Origin of the sequence: Mycobacterium sp. EPa45 (genome assembly GCF_001021385.1) — a bacterium.
Lineage (GTDB): Bacteria > Actinomycetota > Actinomycetes > Mycobacteriales > Mycobacteriaceae > Mycobacterium.
Window position 1 is genome coordinate 5,333,097 of record NZ_CP011773.1, and the last position, 16,052, is coordinate 5,349,148.

The window sequence follows — 16,052 nt, forward strand, 5'->3', positions numbered from 1 at the left end:
AACCGCCAGTTAACGCATCGGGGAGCGGGGCAGTCCTGTTTCACGCGCGCCTCAGGAGTTAACATGAGTCACCCCTTGCTCACCTCGACCGATGTTATTCGTCACGCCATCGCCGACGAGGTCCGGCGCCTCGGCGGCACCGACGAGAACATCGATGACATTGCCTTCGCTGCGTCATATGCCGTCATGTGCTGGGGATTGACTGCGTCAGAAGCCAATTGACGTCTTCGTCAGTTCCGCGACGCAGCCGCCTTCGAAGCTTGATCGAGCCCGCCCGCGTGATCGGACAGGCGACGGGCGAGTGCCGCAATCCATTTGCCTGACGACGCCTCACGATCAGCCGCGCTCAGCGCGAGAAGCCATTGTTGCCGTCGGCAAAAATTGCGCTGGCAAGCATTGGCGGGTTCCGAGCCCGAAGTTGCTGGCATGACCGGCCATTGGGGCTTTGACTTCTGATTTCGTCGTCAAACTACGATATTGCCGCGTTTTCCGCCGGGCATGCGTCGCCCAAGTAATGAATTCCCTTGTCACGCTCCGCCTCTGGCGGCAGATTCCGCGGCGGGGTGTGAACCAGCGGGCTGTCGAGCGGAATTCGCCCGGTGGCCCGGTCCCAACCCCCACGAGCGCGCGGGTGCATCCGGCGACGCTTGGGCAACGTCTTGAACGCCAAATTCACCATTCGGCCGAACAGCCAATGCAGTCGCTCGTCTCGCTTGGACCATGTGTAGCCCATCAGGTCGCGGACCGGCTGATCGTAGAGACCGACCGTGACCCACACCGCGAAGGGGCCGAACGCCTTGAGATACGCCGACCACAGGAAATCTGGAATCCATTGCAGTGAAGGATGTTTCGGCATTGTCGATAGGTCAAGCACCTCACGGGTAGCCCAGTTGTTCTCCAACACGTTGCGGCACATATGGTCCCAGTAGGCTTGAAAATCCTCCCAGCTGGCCGGCACCGGCCGCATGCTCATGCCATACATTCGGTACCACGTGACGTGCTCGTCGAACAGCTGGCGCTTCTGGTCCTCGGTGAGGCCGTCCCCGAAGTGCTCGGCGGTCAGGATGGTGCCCATGAAGAACGTCGCGTGCGCCCAATAGAAGACGTCGGGATTCAACGCGCTGTAGCGACGGCCTTGGGCGTCAACACCTTTGATCGGGATGTGGTAGTCGCGCACTTCCGCTCCGGTCATGGGCGCCCGATCACCGTCGAACACCACCCCGCCGATCGGGTAGAGCGAGCGCAACAAGCGCGGTAGGCGCTCCATGAAGAAGATCGAGTGCTCCTCGACAGCGGCGCCGAGTTGGGGATGCATATTCTGCATCGAGCCGGCCCACGGCCCCTGCAGCAGTCCGCGCCAGTCGCCGAAATACTTCCACGTCAGCGAATCAGGACCGAGCGCCGCGGGCGGCCCGGAATACCCTCCGTCCGTCACCGGGCAGCCGGCTGCCGCCTGCGCGCCCTCGCTGGTGACGGGGCACGTTGGGGACGTATCTTGACTCAACTGGTGACCTTCCCGGGAAACGCCGTGGCATTTTGACTACATGCGTTGTCACCAAGAGCTTAGGAGGGATGTGACGTCGGGTCAACGACGGGGCCGCTGGTCCGGCGTTCCGCTGCCGGACCGCCAGGTGCTGCGCCGCGACGAATTGATCGCCGCCGGTGTCACGCTGCTCGGCAGCCCCGACGGCCCGGCGCTGACGGTACGAGCCGTCTGCCGTGAAGCCGGCCTCACCGAGCGGTACTTCTACGAGAGCTTCCCCGACCGGGACGAGTTCGTCCGGGCGGTCTACGACGATGTCTGCACTCGCGCCATGACGGCGCTGATGTCCGCCGCGACCCCTCGCGACGCGGTCGAACAGTTCGTGGCCCTGATGGTCGACGATCCAGTGCGAGGACGCGTGCTACTGCTGGCGCCGCAGGTCGAGGCCGTGCTGATCCACTCCGGCGCCGAGTGGATGCCGAGCTTCATCGAACTGCTGCAAAGCAAGCTGACCGCGATCAGTGATCCGATGCTGCAGAAGATGATGGCCACCGGGCTGATCGGAGCTCTGACCGCACTGTTCACCGCCTATCTGGATGGCCGGTTAACGCCGTCGCGGGACCAGTTCATCGACTATTGCGTCGACCTCCTGCTGGCCCGGGCCGCGGGTTATCCGCCGGCGACCTGACCCGCCTCGCCCGGAACATTGCCGGTCTGCTCGAGTTCGCTGGCCTGGCTCTGCTGCGCTTCAGCCTGGGCCTGAGCCAGTTTCTCCTCGTAATCGGAGCGTGCAGCGCGACCTTCCGGGCTGCCCATCGAATTACCCGGCACGCCGGCCGTCGCGAAGGTGTTGTTGCAGTTCAGGTACAACAGAATCCGGTTGCCGGGGTTGGTACCGCTGGAGTCGAGAAAATCGGCACTGCGCGATCCGGTGACGACGCATTGGTCGGTCGGCAGGAAGCTGCCGACTCGGGTGGCGATGGTCGCCGACTGGCCGGCCTGGCTGATCTTCTGCGATGCGTCGGCGTACGTCATGCCGGCGTATTCATTGATCGCGAAGGCGGTGCCGGAGCCGAACACCACAACCGATGCCGCCGTTGCGGCCACGCCGCCGATGCCGAGGACCAGGTAGTTCTTCATCGCGACCTCCGGACATATGCGTTGCCTGTGGATTTACGTACCGGATGCTGGTACTCCCTAGTGCGCAGATAGTACGCCGCGTCGCGGACGCGCGCAGCGCACCGAGGCGCCATGACTGCCAGGTAACGACATGCCCAACAATCGGAACTTGAATGTCACCGGAGTACACAGATATATTGAGTGCAACCACTAGGAACAGATAACTGGAGGGCTCATGTCGCAAGACCTGACCGACCTCGAACTTTTGCACGAGCTGGAACCGGTGGCGGAGAAGCTCATCAACCGCCACATCACGATGATGAAAGACTGGAATCCGCACGACTACATCCCGTGGTCGGATGGCAAGAACTTCTACGCCCTCGGCGGCCAGGACTGGGATCCCGAGCAGTCCAAGCTCTCCGAGGTCGCCCGCACGGCGATGGTGCAGAACCTTCTCACCGAGGACAACCTCCCGGCATATCACCGCGAGATCGCGATGAACTTCTCGATGGACGGCCCCTGGGGGTACTGGGTCAACCGGTGGACCGCCGAGGAGAACCGGCACGGCATCTCCATCCGCGACTACCTGGTGGTCACCCGCAACTGCGATCCCGTGGAGCTCGAAGAGCTGCGGATGGAGCAGATGACCCGTGGCTTCTCGCCAGGGCAGAACCAGCAGGGCGATCTGTTCGCCGAGAGCCTGTTCGACTCGGTCATGTACGTCAGCTTCCAGGAGCTGGCCACCCGGGTGTCGCACCGCAACACCGGAAAGGCGTGCAACGACCCCGTCGCCGAGCAGCTGCTGGCCCGGATCTCGAACGACGAGAACCTGCACATGATCTTCTACCGCGACGTCAGCGAGGCCGGCTTCGACGTGGCCCCCAACCAGGCGATGAAGTCGCTGCACCGGGTGCTGCGCAACTTCAAGATGCCCGGATACACGGTGCCGGACTTCCGCCGCAAGGCCGTCATCATCGCCATGGGCGGCGTGTATGACCTGCGTATCCACCTCGACGACGTCGTGATGCCGGTGCTCAAGAAGTGGCGCATCTTCGAGCGCGACGACTTCACCGGCGAAGCGGCCGCGATGCGCGATGATCTTGCGAACCTGATCACCGAGATCGAAGAGGCCTGCGACAAGTTCGAAGAGTCCAAGGCGCGCAAGCTCGAACGGGACGCGCGCCTGGCCGAGAAGCGCAGCGCCAAGGCATTGGCAGGGGCGGCGACATAGTCGACTACGCACCAGCGGCCACCGGGCTGCGGATCGGGCCCTTCGCCCTCCGCAGCCCGGTCGTCTTGGCGCCCATGGCCGGTGTCACCAACGTCGCCTTCCGCACGCTGTGCCGCGAACTCGAGGAAGAACGAGCCGGCACCGTAGCGGGGCTGTACGTGTGCGAGATGGTCACCGCCCGCGCGCTCGTCGAGCGCCATCCCGTCACGATGCACATGACGACGTTCGCTCCGCAGGAGTCGCCGCGCTCGTTACAGCTCTACACCGTCGACCCGGCGACCACCTATGAGGCCGCCCGGATGATCGTCACCGAGGACCTCGCCGACCACATCGACATGAACTTCGGCTGCCCGGTGCCCAAGGTCACCCGCCGCGGCGGCGGGGCCGCCCTGCCGTACAAGCGCCGCCTTTTCGGCCAGATCGTCGCGGCCGCAGTCCGCGCCACCGAGGGCACCTCGGTGCCCGTGACCGTCAAGTTCCGGATCGGAATCGACGACGACCACCGCACCCACCTGGATGCCGGCCGGATCGCCGAGCAGGAAGGCGCTGCTGCGGTGGCGCTGCACGCCAGGACCGCCGCCCAGCGCTACTCCGGAACCGCGGACTGGGACGAGATCGGCCGGCTCAAAGAGGCGGTGACGACGATCCCGGTCCTCGGCAACGGCGACATCTTCGAAGCCAACGACGCCTTGGCGATGATGGCCGCGACCGGGTGTGACGGAGTCGTCATCGGCCGCGGATGCCTGGGCCGGCCCTGGCTGTTCGCCGAGCTGTCCGCGGCGTTCACCGGTTCACCCGCCCCGACCCCGCCGACCCTCGGCGAAGTCGCCGACATCGTCCGCCGCCACGGCAAGCTGCTGGCCGATCACTTCGGCGAGGACAAGGGCATGCGCGACATCCGCAAGCACGTCGCCTGGTATCTGCACGGCTTCCCCGCCGGTGCCGACATCAGAAGAGCGTTGGCACTGGTCAAGACGCTGGCAGAGCTCGACGGCCTGCTGGACCGGCTCGACCGGGACGTTCCGTTCCCGGACGCCGGGACCGGACCGCGCGGACGTCAGGGCTCGGCATCATCGGTCACCCTGCCGGAGGGCTGGCTCGACGACCCCGACGACTGCACGGTGCCGGCGGGCGCCGACGTCATGCACTCCGGAGGCTGAACCGAGACAGTCTCGACATCAGTGCGAGCTGGCGATCGGACCGCTTGTCTCAGTACGATGGTGATCTTGTTGTGGGGCCGCTGGAGTGGCGGACACCCACCGACTGCTGCTAGAAGACATAGGACAGTTGAGACGGCCGCGCATCGTCGCCGGCCGAGGTGCCGAGACAACCGCACCAAGATTGCAAGCGCAGAGACGCGCACGACCACGAGTCGGAGGCGACTGGAACATGAGTGATGGCGGCAACGCCACGCCTGGCCAGCACCGCGCCCCCGATGAGGGCGAGCGGGTGACGCGCACACCCCGGGCCGCGGCCGGCTCCGCGCCGTGGGAACGCGTCCCGCCGGCCGCCCCGCCGAGCGGTAATCACACCAAGGGCGTCACGGTCGCCGATCTGATTGCCAAGGTGTCCGGCTCTCGGCCGCCGATCGAGCCCACCCGGCACCGCGCCGAGGCCGACGATCACGACGACGACGCCACTGACCTCTTCGTCACCGACCTCACGGTGCCGATCCCCGTCGTCACGGCCGCGTACGCCGACGAGGTGCCCGACCTCGAGGCGATCAATCGCGCGCGCGGATCGCTGGCCGCCGACCCCGGCCCGGCCACCCCACCGTCGAGCCCCAAAAAGAAGAAGGCCAAGTCACGTCGCAAGCCCGTGCTGTTGGCCGGGCGATCCGCAGCGGCGATCTTCGCGGTGTCGGCGCTGGTGCTGACCGGTGGCGCCTGGCAGTGGCAGTCGACCAAGAATGATCTGCTGCGCAATGTCGCGGCGCTGGACACCAATTCGCGCGACATCATCGACCCCGGTGCCCAGTTCGGCGACGAGAACTTCCTGATAGTCGGCGTCGACAGCAGGACCGGCGCAAACGGCGAGATGGGTGCGGGCACCACGGAGGACGCCGGTGGCGCCCGCTCGGACACCGTGATGCTGGTCAACGTCCCCGCCGACCGAAAGCGTGTCGTTGTGGTGTCCTTTCCCCGCGACCTGGCCATCACCCCGGCCTACTGCCAGGCGTGGGATCCCGACTCGGGCAAGTACGGCCCGGTCGCGGACAAGATCACCGGCGAGATGAGTGACGACTACCGCTACACCGAGACGAAATTGAACTCCGCGTACGCCTATGGCGGACCGAAGTGCCTGGTCAAGGTCATCCAAAAGATGTCGGGGCTGTCGGTCAACCGATTCATGGCCGTCGACTTCGCCGGCTTCTCCAAGATGGTCGACGCGGTCGGCGGCGTCGAAGTGTGCAGCACCACCCCGCTGAAGGACTACGAGCTGGGCACCGTGCTGGAGAACGCCGGGCGCCAGACGCTCGACGGCCACACCGCGCTGAACTACGTCCGGGCCCGCCAGGTGACCACCGAGGTCAACGGTGACTACGGCCGAATCAAGCGCCAGCAGCTGTTCCTGTCCTCACTGCTGCGTTCGATCATCTCCAAGGACACCCTGTTCAGCCTCAGCAAGCTGAACAACGTGGTCAACGAGTTCATCGACGACACCTACGTGGACAACGTGCGGACGAAGGACCTGGTCGATCTCGGCCAGTCGCTGCAGGGCGTCAACGCCGGCCGGATCACGTTCGTGACCGTGCCCACCACCGGCATCACCGACAGCGACGGCAACGAGCAACCCCGCACCCAGGACATCCGCGCCCTGTTCGACGCGATCATCAACGATGACCCATTGCCCGGCGAGAACGACACCAACGCGACGACGAGCCCGATGACCGCGTCACAGAACGCACTTCAGGCCGCCAAACCCAGCCCGGTGCAACAGCAGGCCGAAACGACGCAGACCGAATTGGTCAACGCGGTGACCACCGACCCGCACGACATCACCGTGCAGGTGTCGAATGCCACCGGGCAGGACGGACTGGGCTCCACCGCCGCCACCGCCTTGAAGCTGCATGGCTTCCACGTGCTGGCCCCGGACGACTACACGGGCACCGTCACCGCGACGACGGTGAAGTTCTCGCCGGGCAACGAACAGGCCGCCGCCACCGTCGCCGCGGCCTTCCCCGCTGCCCAGATGGAGCGGGTGTCCGGCCTGGGCGATACCGTTCAGGTGGTGCTCGGACCCGATTTCAGCAGCGTGGCGGCGCCGCCGCCGAGCGGATCAGCGGTCAGCGTGCACGTCAGCCACACCTCGAAGAGCACGCCCACCGAACTGCCCGAAGACCTCACTGTCACCAACGCCGCGGACGTCACCTGCGAATAAGCCGGGCTTCGCATGACCGGCGTCTGCTTTCATTCACCGTTCGTTCATGCCGCCTCGGCATACTGGGTGCACTGGCAGAAAGTAGGGTGGACGCCATGCGGACCGCATACCACGAGCAGCTCGATGCTCTGACCAACCAGCTGGCCGAAATGTGTCGGATGGCCGGACTCGCGATGGAACGAGCGACACAGTCGCTGCTCCAGGCCGATCTGGTGCTGGCTGAACAAGTGATCACCGACCACGAGCAGATTTCGGCCGCCAGTGCGCGTGCAGAGGAAGCCGCCTTCGTACTGCTTGCCCTGCAGGCACCGGTCGCCGGCGACCTGCGGGCGATCGTCAGCTCTATTCAGATCGTCGCCGACGTCGACCGGATGGGAGCGCTGGCGCTGCACGTCGCCAAGATTGCCCGCCGCCGCCATCCCCAGCACACCCTGCCGGAGGAAGTCAACGGTTACTTCGCTGAAATGGGCCGTGTCGCAGTCGATTTGGGCAACAGTGCGCGCGAGGTGCTGCTGTCCAGGGATCCGGAGAAGGCGCGCCGTATCCGCGAAGAAGACGACGCGATGGACGACCTGCACCGGCATCTGTTCACCGTGCTGATGGATCGCGAGTGGAAGCACGGCGTGGCCGCCGCGGTCGACGTGACGCTGCTGGGCCGCTTCTACGAGCGCTTCGCCGACCACGCCGTGGAGATCTCCCGGCGGGTGATCTTCCAGGTCACCGGCCGACTGCCCGAAGAAGAGGAAATCGCGGCCACCTAGAGACATGCGAAAAAGGCCGGTATCGCTTTGCGATCCCGGCCTTTTCGCTGTGCGGGCCTAGCCGAACCGGCCGGAGATGTAGTCCTCGGTGGCCTTCTGGCGCGGGTTGGAGAAGATCTTCTCGGTGTCGTCGATCTCGACCAGGCGCCCCGGCTTGCCGGTGGCCTCCAGATTGAAGAATGCGGTCTGATCGCTGACGCGCGCGGCCTGCTGCATATTGTGCGTGACGATGACGATCGTGAACTCCTGCTTGAGTTCGGAGATCAGGTCCTCGATGGCCAGCGTGGAGATCGGATCCAGCGCCGAGCACGGCTCGTCCATCAACAGGACGTCGGGCTGCACGGCGATCGCACGGGCGATGCACAGCCGCTGCTGCTGGCCGCCGGACAGACCACCACCAGGCTTCTCCAGGCGGTCCTTGACCTCGTTCCAGAGGTTGGCGCCCTTCAGCGATCGCTCGCAGGTCTCGTCGAGCACCTTCTTGTTCCGAACGCCCTGCAGCTTCAGGCCGGCCACCACGTTGTCGCGAATCGACATGGTGGGGAACGGGTTTGGCCGCTGGAAGACCATGCCGATGGTCTTGCGCACACCCACCGGGTCGACACCGGAGCCGTAGATGTCCTCGCCGTCGAGCAGTACCGAACCCTCGACCCGGGCACCCGGGATCACCTCGTGCATGCGGTTGAGCGTGCGCAGCACCGTGGACTTGCCGCAACCAGAGGGCCCGATGAACGCGGTGACGTTGCGCGGCGGCACCGACAGCGACACGTCGGCGACAGCGTGGAACGCGCCGTAGTAGATGTTGACGTCTTTGAGATCAAGCCGCTTGGCCATCGAAGGCTCCTAAACCTTTTTGGGGGCAAAGAATTTGGCGATGAAGCGCGCGCCGACGTTGAGGATCGCGATGAGCACGATCAAGGTCAGCGCCGCGCCCCAGAGCCGGTCGGTCGGGACGGGATTGGCGCCGGCGCCTGCTGATGTCTGGTCGTACATCATGCCGGGCAGGGAGCCCATGAAGCCGTTGAACATGTCGAAGTTCATCGCCTGCGAGTAGCCCACCAGGATCAGCAGCGGTGCCGTCTCGCCCATGACGCGGGCCAGCGCGAGCATGATGCCCGTGACGATCCCCGACAGCGCGGTCGGGATGACAATGCGCGCAATGGTTTTCCACTTCGGCACACCGAGTGCGTAGCTGGCCTCGCGCAGATCCATCGGAACGATCCGCAGCATCTCCTCGGTGGAGCGCACGATCACCGGGATCATCAGAAGCACCAGGGCAAGCGAGACCGCGAAGCCCGAGCGCCCGAAGCCCAGCGTTGCCACCCACAGCGCATAGATGAACAGTGCGGCGACGATCGAGGGCACACCGGTGAGGATGTCGACCATGAATGTGGTGACCTTGCCCAGCCGGGTGCCACCGCCGTACTCGACCAGATAGATGCCGACGAACACACCGACCGGAATCGAGATCACCGCGCAGAAAAGACCTTGCAGCAGCGTGCCGATCAGGGCGTGATAGACACCGCCGCCGGACATGAACGCCGTCATGCCGGACTGCGAATGCGTCCACCATCCGCTGTCCAACACGATGCCGATGCCCTTGGTGATCACCGAGTACAGCACCCAGATCAGCGGCACCACCGCGACGAACACCGACAGTGTTACCAGAACCGTGGCGGTGTTGTTGGTCAGCTTGCGACGCAGGCTGACCGACTGGAAGGTGGGCGCCTTGACCGGCTTGTCCAGCGTCGAGGTCATCGGGCTCCCCTTCCGGCCACCGCGGCACGGGCCGCCGAGTTGACCACGAACGTCAGTACGAACAGCACCAAGCCGGCGGCGATGTAGGCGCCCGCCTTGTACTGGTCGTTGAATTCCGATGCCGCCGAGGCGATCTTGCTGGCGAAGGTGTAGCCGGCGTCGAACAGCGACCAGCCGAACGCCTTCTGGGTGCCGCGCAGGATGATCAGCAGCGCGATCGTCTCACCAAGGGCACGACCGAGCCCGAGCATCGCACCGCTGATGTAGCCGGACAGCCCGAACGGAAGCACCGTGGTCCGGACGACCTCCCAGCGGGTCGCGCCCAGCGCGAGCGCGGCCTCGATCTGACCGCGCGGAGTCTGGACGAAGACCTCGCGGGTGACCGCGGTGATGATCGGCAGGATCATCACCGCCAGCACGATCCCGGCGGTGAAGATCGTCCCGCCACCGGCCACCGATGCGTTACCGGAGTCGAACAGGAAGAACCAGCTGAGGTTCTTGTTCAGCCACAGCGCGAACGGCTTGAGCACCGGGGCCAGCACGTAGAGGCCCCAGACGCCGTAGATGATCGACGGCACGGCGGCCAGCAGATCCACCATGTAGCCCAGCGGGCCGGACACCCGGCGCGGGGCGTACTGCGTCAGGAAGATCGCGATACCGAGCGCGACCGGCATCGCCAGGACCAGCGCGAACAGTGAGACGAACACCGTCACCTGCAGCAGGTCCAGGATGCCGAACTTCATGTGGGCGGTGTCGGTGGTGACCCAGTTTCCGCCGTAGGTGAAGAAGTTCGCGTCGTTTCGCCCCAGTGCCGGTACCGCACGCCAGACGAGGAACAGGCCGATTGCGGCGATCAGCGCGATGACGAGAATGCCGGAGCCTTCGGACAGCGCCCGGAAGACCCGGTCGCCGAGGCGCACCTTCGCGTGTCCGGACGGGTTCGTCGGGATCGAAGGCTTCGTCGGGAAGGGTGCGGCCACGACCTCGCCCGATCCAGCCTCCGCCGGATTAGGCCCGGGCACGTCTTGGGTCACATCCACCCCATCGCTCACTGATCTCTCCATCGTCACCGCAATCGACCTGCCTCGCCAGCGCTGTTACTGAATTGCGTTGACGGCGGTGAGCAACCGCTGCTTGAACGCGTCCGGCAGCGGGACGTAACCGGCAGCCGCCAGACCCGACTGACCGTCGTTGGCCGCCACGGTCAGGAACGACTTGACCGCGGCCGAGGTGTCGGCGTCATATCCCTTGGAGCAGACGATCTCGTAGGTCGCCAGCATCAGCGGGTAGGCACCCGCGGCCTTGGTGGCGTACAGCGAGTTCAGGTCCAGCTTCAGATCATTGCCTTCGGCCGCGAACTTCGCGGAGTCGATGGCGGCCTTGGCGGAGTCGTCACTCAGCGCGACGGGTCCGCCGCCATTGTCGATCTGGGCGGCGGTCAGCTTCGCCTGGTCGGCGAAGCCCTTCTCGACGTAGCCGATCGCACCCGGGGTGGCCTGCACGGCCTGCACGACGCCGGCCGACTTCTGAGCGCCCTCACCGGCGCCACCCTGGAACTCCTTGCCCGCACCCTTGGTCCAGGTCTGCGGAGCAGCGGCGGTCAGGTACTTCTGGAAGTTGTCGGTGGTGCCCGAGGAGTCCGACCGGTAGATCGGCGTGATCTTCTGGTCCGGCAGCGAAGTTCCGCCGTTCAGCGCGGCGATGGCCGGGTCATTCCAGTTGGTGATGGCACCGGTGAAGATCTTGGCCAGCACATCCGGGTTGATGACGAGCTTGTCGACGCCGGGCAGGTTGTAGCCCAGCGCGACGGGGCCGAAGACCAGCGGTAGGTTCCAGGCCGGGTTGCCACCGCAGCGCTTGGCGGCGGGATCGACCTGATCCTTGCCCAGCGGCGAGTCCGAGCCCGCGAAGTCGACCTGGCCGGCAATGAACTGGGTGACGCCGGCGCCGGAGCCGGTCGGGTTGTACGAAAGGTTCTTGCCCGCGCACTTCTGGCCCCACACCTGGTTGAACACCGCGATGGCGTTCTGCTGGGCGGTCGAGCCCTCGCCGGTGAGAGCGTTCTTGCCACCGCAGTCGGCCGACGCGCTGGACGAACCGGACGCCTTGGTTCCCGACGTGCCGGACGACGACGAGTTGTTGTCGCTCCCGCAGGCGGTGAGCGTCAGGCCGGTGATGGCCGTTGCTGACGCAGTCACGAGGAACGCCTTGCCAAACCTGTTCAGATTCACCTATCCCACTTTCTCCAGTGTTGCCGTGTTCGCCCCGGTAGGAGCACATGCACCACCCGGCAAGTTAGGCGTTGGTAGTGGACGGAACCCACCCGGAATATGAACGGAAGGTGAACAGGTAGATGAACGCGGCGTTGCGGCCAGCCGCTAACTCGCTGTGACCACCGCAGTAGTTAATATTTGCTGTTAGACCGATTGGTAGGCGGTGTCGATGTTTGAGACAGCAAATCCAAGGCGCTCATAGGTTTTCACCGCGGCAGTGTTGTCCGCTTCGACGTAGAGCATGACTTCCGGAGGGCAGGAGCGCAGCGACCCGGGAATGTCATCCGGAGGGCAGGAGCGCAGCGACCCGGGAATGTCATCGGGTTTTTCCTGCGAACCGAGCCGCCGCGCGAGGTGTTGGATGCCCACCAGGGTCAGCAGGCCGCCCAGCCCGCGGCCCTGCGCGGCGGGGTCGACTCCGACCACATAGACCTCCCCGAGGCCGGGGTGGTCGGCATGCACCTTCGTCCAGTGGAATCCCAGCAGCCGGCCGGTCTCGGCGTCGATGGCCAGGAACAGACCCTCGGGATCGAACCACGGCTCACGACGTCGTTCGTCCAGGTCGGCCTGGTCCCAGCCGCCCTGTTCCGGATGCCACGAGAAGGCGGCGTTGTTGACCCGCAGCAGCTCGGCGTCGTCGGCTGAACCGGCGTAGGTACGGATCCGAACGCCGTCGGGTACGCCGGTTTCCGGGACGTCGCGAAGCGTCCGGCGCATCTGCATCAGCTCCCGAACGACCGTCAGCCCGAGCCCGTCGGCCAGCGCCCGGGCCGCGGGCAGGGTGCCGTGTGCCCAGAATCGGACCGGACCGTCACCGGTGTCGGTGGCCGCGCGCAGCAGCGCCGTGCCGATGCCGCGACGACGCGCACGCGGTTCCACGACAAGCTCACCCATCGCCTCGCCGCCGTCACGCCCCGGGGTCAGATTGAGGTAGCCGACCACTCGGTCGCCCTCGGTGGCCACCAGATGCCGGGTGCGAGACAGGGGCAGCTCGCGTAGCACCTGCTCGCCCACCGGGGCGATCCCGTCGGTTCGGGTAGCAGCCTCGATGACGGCGCGCACCTGCTCCTGTTCAGCCGATGTCAGGGCGGTGCGCCAGCGCGGCGCGGTCACTGACTGCGCAGCGGCTGGGACACCGAGCCCGACCGCACGCTCAGCGAATCGGAGATCGCGTCATCCCCGTCGTCGAACGCGTCCTCGTCGTCGTCCTCGACGAAGTCCGACTCGACGGGCGCGGGTCGGCCCTTGGCCGGACGGACCGCCTTGTATCCCACGTTGCGAACGGTGCCGATCAGCGATTCGTATTCGGGCCCGAGTTTGGCGCGCAGTCGGCGCACGTGCACGTCCACGGTGCGAGTGCCGCCGAAGAAGTCGTAACCCCAGACCTCCTGCAGCAGCTGCGCACGGGTGAAGACCCGGCCCGCGTGCTGCGCCAGGTATTTCAGGAGCTCGAATTCCTTGTAGGTCAGGTCCAGCGGGCGGCCGCGGAGCCGCGCTGTGTAGGTGCCCTCGTCGATGACCAGTTCACCGAGGCTCACCTTGCCCGCGCTCTCCTGGCTGGCCACTCCGCCACGGCGGCCGACCAGCAGCCGCAGCCGGGCGTCGATCTCGGCCGGCCCGGTGCTGGGCAACAGGATCTCGTCGAGACCCCAGTCCATGTTGACCGCGACCAGGCCGCCCTCGTTGACGACGGCCACCACGGGCACCGACGTACCGGTGGTCCCGAGCAGGCGGCATAGGCCACGGGCGGCCGCCAAATCCGTGCGGGCATCGACGATCGCGACGTCCGCCGAGCCTGCTTCCAGCAGCGACGAGACTTCGGTGGGCGCGGCCCGCACGGAGTGCGCAAGCAACGCCAGCGACGGCAGCACCGATTCGGGGTGCGGGTCGACGGTGAGAAGTAGCAGGTCCAACAAATTCTCCAATGCCCCGGATACTCATCGCCAACAGCGTCGTCGCGGTGACCTACCAGACTCATGGGCGACATATGGCCGTTACCCGGCCATGAGTCAACTAACTTTAACCCGCTACCTGCTATTTAGCTGATCTGACCGACGCAGCCCACTATCCCGGGTGTGCGCACTGACCGCATCGGGCCGGCGATGGGCCAGAATGTGCAGGTGCGAAAGCTGCTGATCACTCTGGGTGCCACGCTGCTCACCGTGGTCGTCGGGGCGGTCGGCGTCGATTTCGGGGCGACGATCTACGCCGAGTACCGGCTGGCCCGTACTGTCCGCAGCGCCGCGGGACTCTCCTTCGACCCGTCGGTGGCGATCCTGGGCTTTCCCTTCATCCGCCAGGCCATGCAGCACCACTTCGACGAGATCGAGATCAAGGCCAATGGGGTGAGCCACCAGGTGGTCGGCAAGGCCTCGCTGGAAGCCACCCTGCACAATGTCGACCTCACCGAGGCTTCGTGGCTGATCCGCCCTGGTGCGAATCTGCCGGTCAGCAAGCTCGAGAGCCGCATCATCATCGAGTCCGGCCACCTGGGCCGATTCATCGGAATCAACGATCTGATGGTGGAGGCCCCGTCGAAGGAGACCAACGACGCCACCGGCGGCACCACCGAGTCGGGCATCTCCGGCAGCAAGGGCCTGGTGTTCACCGGCACGCCGAAGAAGGCCGGCTTCGACAAGTCGGTCAGCGTCGCCGTCGACCTGTCCGTGTCCGGCCCCGACCAAACCACGCTGGTCTTCACGGCCACCGACGTCCAGACCGGGCCGGGCACCGCTGACCAGGCCGTACCCGAGGACAAGAAGGCGGCGGTGCTGGCGGCGTTCAGCGGCAGCCTGCCCGGCCAGAAACTGCCGTTCGGGGTGCGCCCGACCACCGAAGGCGCCCGGGGGTCGGACATCATCATCGAAGGAATCACCGAGGGAGTAACCATCCGCCTCGACGGGTTTATCCAGACATGAGTCCAGCACTGGTCACCGCGATCGTCGCCATTACCGCCGCATTGGTGGTGGCCGGCGTCGCCGGCATGCTGCACAACCGGCGCTCCGGCGTCGTGCGCGAAGCCGAACCGCTCGACATCGACGTCAGCGACCTGGGCTTATCCCGTACCGGACCGACTGTCGTGCATTTCAGCGCAGTGTGGTGCGGACCCTGCGCCGGAGTGCGGCGAGTGGTCAACCAGGTCTGCAGTGACCTGCGTGACGTCGCGCACGTGGAAATCGACATGGATGCCAATCCGGCTGCCGCACGCAAACTTTCGGTGCTGTCGCTGCCGACCACGTTCATCTTCGATGCCGAGGGTCGCCAGCGATACCGGACGGCCGGGGTCCCCAAGGCCGCTGACCTGCGCTCGGCGCTCGAGCCTCTGTTGGCTTGAGACCCGGGTCATTGGGTACCATGGCTCGCGTGTCGGCCCGCCTCGAGCTCATGCTCACCAAGCGTCGCGCAGTTGATCTGTGCCGCGTTGCGGGTTGTTGCTGTTGTTGCTGTAGCTGCTGAGTAGCCGCGCCTTCCCTTCGCGCCGCCACTCTGGAGCGGCCGTTTGCGGCTCGTCTCCGTCCAGCCCGATCAGCAACAGGAGAAAAGATCATGTCGACCAGCACCACTACCAATCCCCCCGCCATCGCACAGGTGGACGTGCGCGGGCCCCGCTTCGCGGCCTGGGTCACCACGGCCGTCCTGGTCGCGGTGCTCGTCGTCTCGGGGTTCAGCACAGTCGCCGCGACCGTACTGCTGGCGCTGCAGGCCGTTGTGTTCGCGATCGGCGCGGTGCGCGGGCCCCGTCAGCACCCGTACGGTCTGATCTTCGCCAACCTGGTGGCACCGCGCCTGAGCCCGGTCTCGGAGCGGGAACCGGTGCCGCCGTTGAAGTTCGCGCAGCTGGTGGGCTTCGTGTTCGCCGTCGTCGGTGTCGCCGGCTTCGGCCTGGGTGCGCCGCTGGTCGGCACCATCGCCACCGCCTTCGCCCTGTTCGCCGCATTCCTCAACGCAGCCTTCGGCATCTGCCTCGGCTGCCAGATCTACCCCCTTGTGGCCAGGTTTCGCCGCACTCCGGCCACCACCTGAGCTCTCAGACAAGCAATCGAAAG

General features: G+C 65.9%; 18 protein-coding genes. 10 read left to right on the plus strand and 8 right to left on the minus strand.

From position 1 onward, the window contains the following. Positions 1-63: 63 nt before the first annotated feature. Positions 64-222 (plus strand): hypothetical protein, encoded by a 159-nt coding sequence (locus AB431_RS31065; RefSeq protein WP_200902667.1) that lies wholly within the window; start codon positions 64-66, stop codon positions 220-222. A gap of 247 nt (positions 223-469) precedes the next feature. On the opposite strand, the gene AB431_RS25200 is transcribed toward AB431_RS31065, so the two are convergent. Continuing rightward, complete coding sequence (locus AB431_RS25200; protein WP_047332238.1) at positions 470-1,504, minus strand: oxygenase MpaB family protein; 1,035 nt, start codon at positions 1,502-1,504, stop codon at positions 470-472. A gap of 70 nt (positions 1,505-1,574) precedes the next feature. On the opposite strand from AB431_RS25200, the gene AB431_RS25205 reads away from it, so the two are divergent. Further along, on the plus strand, positions 1,575-2,171 hold the full coding sequence (locus tag AB431_RS25205; protein ID WP_047332239.1) for a TetR/AcrR family transcriptional regulator: 597 nt from the start codon (positions 1,575-1,577) through the stop codon (positions 2,169-2,171). Here AB431_RS25205 and AB431_RS25210 read toward each other — a convergent pair. Continuing rightward, the gene (locus tag AB431_RS25210) at positions 2,153-2,623 is read right to left on the minus strand and encodes a hypothetical protein (protein WP_047332240.1); all 471 of its coding nucleotides are present in this window, start codon (positions 2,621-2,623) and stop codon (positions 2,153-2,155) included. The two genes, AB431_RS25205 and AB431_RS25210, sit on opposite strands and share 19 nt — an antisense overlap. Before the next feature lie 214 nt (positions 2,624-2,837). Here AB431_RS25210 and AB431_RS25215 point away from each other — a divergent pair, with 214 nt between their 5' ends. The 4 genes from AB431_RS25215 (at position 2,838) to phoU (ending at position 7,975) form a co-directional block, all read left to right on the plus strand. Then, the gene (locus tag AB431_RS25215) at positions 2,838-3,833 is read left to right on the plus strand and encodes an acyl-ACP desaturase (protein ID WP_047332241.1); all 996 of its coding nucleotides are present in this window, start codon (positions 2,838-2,840) and stop codon (positions 3,831-3,833) included. 26 nt (positions 3,834-3,859) lie between these two features. Then, on the plus strand, positions 3,860-4,993 hold the full coding sequence (gene dusB, locus AB431_RS25220) for a tRNA dihydrouridine synthase DusB (protein ID WP_047332242.1): 1,134 nt from the start codon (positions 3,860-3,862) through the stop codon (positions 4,991-4,993). Positions 4,994-5,222: 229 nt separating this feature from the next. Then, positions 5,223-7,214, plus strand: a complete 1,992-nt coding sequence (locus AB431_RS25225) for an LCP family protein (RefSeq protein WP_047332243.1) — start codon at positions 5,223-5,225, stop codon at positions 7,212-7,214. A 95-nt stretch (positions 7,215-7,309) separates the two neighbouring features. Next, on the plus strand, positions 7,310-7,975 hold the full coding sequence (gene phoU / locus AB431_RS25230; protein ID WP_047333790.1) for a phosphate signaling complex protein PhoU: 666 nt from the start codon (positions 7,310-7,312) through the stop codon (positions 7,973-7,975). Positions 7,976-8,032: 57 nt separating this feature from the next. Here phoU and pstB read toward each other — a convergent pair whose 3' ends face one another. From pstB to AB431_RS25260, 6 genes are all read right to left on the minus strand, one after another. Further along, on the minus strand, positions 8,033-8,809 hold the full coding sequence (pstB, locus tag AB431_RS25235) for a phosphate ABC transporter ATP-binding protein PstB (RefSeq protein ID WP_047332244.1): 777 nt from the start codon (positions 8,807-8,809) through the stop codon (positions 8,033-8,035). A 9-nt stretch (positions 8,810-8,818) separates the two neighbouring features. Further along, entirely contained in the window at positions 8,819-9,733 is a 915-nt protein-coding gene (pstA, locus tag AB431_RS25240) for a phosphate ABC transporter permease PstA (RefSeq protein WP_047332245.1), read from the minus strand. Beyond that, positions 9,730-10,785: a phosphate ABC transporter permease subunit PstC gene (pstC, locus tag AB431_RS25245; RefSeq protein WP_235435757.1), complete on the minus strand. Its 1,056-nt coding sequence runs from the start codon at positions 10,783-10,785 to the stop codon at positions 9,730-9,732. Before pstC ends, pstA begins: the two co-directional genes overlap by 4 nt. Before the next feature lie 45 nt (positions 10,786-10,830). Next, positions 10,831-11,964 (minus strand): phosphate ABC transporter substrate-binding protein PstS, encoded by a 1,134-nt coding sequence (pstS, locus tag AB431_RS25250; RefSeq protein WP_047332247.1) that lies wholly within the window; start codon positions 11,962-11,964, stop codon positions 10,831-10,833. Between the two features lie 186 nt (positions 11,965-12,150). Further along, positions 12,151-13,119 carry a mycothiol synthase gene (gene mshD, locus AB431_RS25255; RefSeq protein WP_047332248.1) on the minus strand — a complete coding sequence of 323 codons (969 nt, stop codon included), beginning with the start codon at positions 13,117-13,119 and terminating at the stop codon, positions 12,151-12,153. Next, on the minus strand, positions 13,116-13,922 hold the full coding sequence (locus AB431_RS25260) for a response regulator transcription factor (protein WP_162489462.1): 807 nt from the start codon (positions 13,920-13,922) through the stop codon (positions 13,116-13,118). Before AB431_RS25260 ends, mshD begins: the two co-directional genes overlap by 4 nt. Before the next feature lie 186 nt (positions 13,923-14,108). Between AB431_RS25260 and lmeA the strand changes: the two genes are divergently transcribed. From lmeA to AB431_RS25275, 4 genes are all read left to right on the plus strand, one after another. Continuing rightward, a complete protein-coding gene (lmeA, locus tag AB431_RS25265) occupies positions 14,109-14,924 on the plus strand; it encodes a mannan chain length control protein LmeA (RefSeq protein ID WP_047333792.1) in 816 nt (271 codons plus the stop codon). Continuing rightward, positions 14,921-15,340 (plus strand): thioredoxin family protein, encoded by a 420-nt coding sequence (locus AB431_RS25270; RefSeq protein WP_047332249.1) that lies wholly within the window; start codon positions 14,921-14,923, stop codon positions 15,338-15,340. Before lmeA ends, AB431_RS25270 begins: the two co-directional genes overlap by 4 nt. Positions 15,341-15,360: 20 nt before the next feature. Further along, positions 15,361-15,462, plus strand: coding sequence for an Ms5788A family Cys-rich leader peptide (locus AB431_RS31635; protein WP_350355560.1), 102 nt, complete (start codon positions 15,361-15,363; stop codon positions 15,460-15,462). A gap of 90 nt (positions 15,463-15,552) precedes the next feature. Then, positions 15,553-16,029, plus strand: coding sequence for a DUF4395 domain-containing protein (locus AB431_RS25275; protein ID WP_047332250.1), 477 nt, complete (start codon positions 15,553-15,555; stop codon positions 16,027-16,029). The last annotated feature ends 23 nt before the right edge of the window (positions 16,030-16,052 follow it).

Excerpts from the sequence above, each read along its gene's own strand:
- AB431_RS31065 (WP_200902667.1), top strand. The coding sequence starts at position 64 with ATGAGTCACCCCTTGCTCACCTCGACCGATGTTATTCGTCACGCCATC.
- AB431_RS25210 (WP_047332240.1), bottom strand. The coding sequence starts at position 2,623 with ATGAAGAACTACCTGGTCCTCGGCATCGGCGGCGTGGCCGCAACGGCG.
- AB431_RS25215 (WP_047332241.1), top strand. The coding sequence starts at position 2,838 with ATGTCGCAAGACCTGACCGACCTCGAACTTTTGCACGAGCTGGAACCG.
- AB431_RS25225 (WP_047332243.1), top strand. The coding sequence starts at position 5,223 with ATGAGTGATGGCGGCAACGCCACGCCTGGCCAGCACCGCGCCCCCGAT.
- phoU (WP_047333790.1), top strand. The coding sequence starts at position 7,310 with ATGCGGACCGCATACCACGAGCAGCTCGATGCTCTGACCAACCAGCTG.
- pstB (WP_047332244.1), bottom strand. The coding sequence starts at position 8,809 with ATGGCCAAGCGGCTTGATCTCAAAGACGTCAACATCTACTACGGCGCG.
- pstA (WP_047332245.1), bottom strand. The coding sequence starts at position 9,733 with ATGACCTCGACGCTGGACAAGCCGGTCAAGGCGCCCACCTTCCAGTCG.
- lmeA (WP_047333792.1), top strand. The coding sequence starts at position 14,109 with ATGGGCCAGAATGTGCAGGTGCGAAAGCTGCTGATCACTCTGGGTGCC.
- AB431_RS25270 (WP_047332249.1), top strand. The coding sequence starts at position 14,921 with ATGAGTCCAGCACTGGTCACCGCGATCGTCGCCATTACCGCCGCATTG.
- AB431_RS31635 (WP_350355560.1), top strand. The coding sequence starts at position 15,361 with ATGGCTCGCGTGTCGGCCCGCCTCGAGCTCATGCTCACCAAGCGTCGC.
- AB431_RS25275 (WP_047332250.1), top strand. The coding sequence starts at position 15,553 with ATGTCGACCAGCACCACTACCAATCCCCCCGCCATCGCACAGGTGGAC.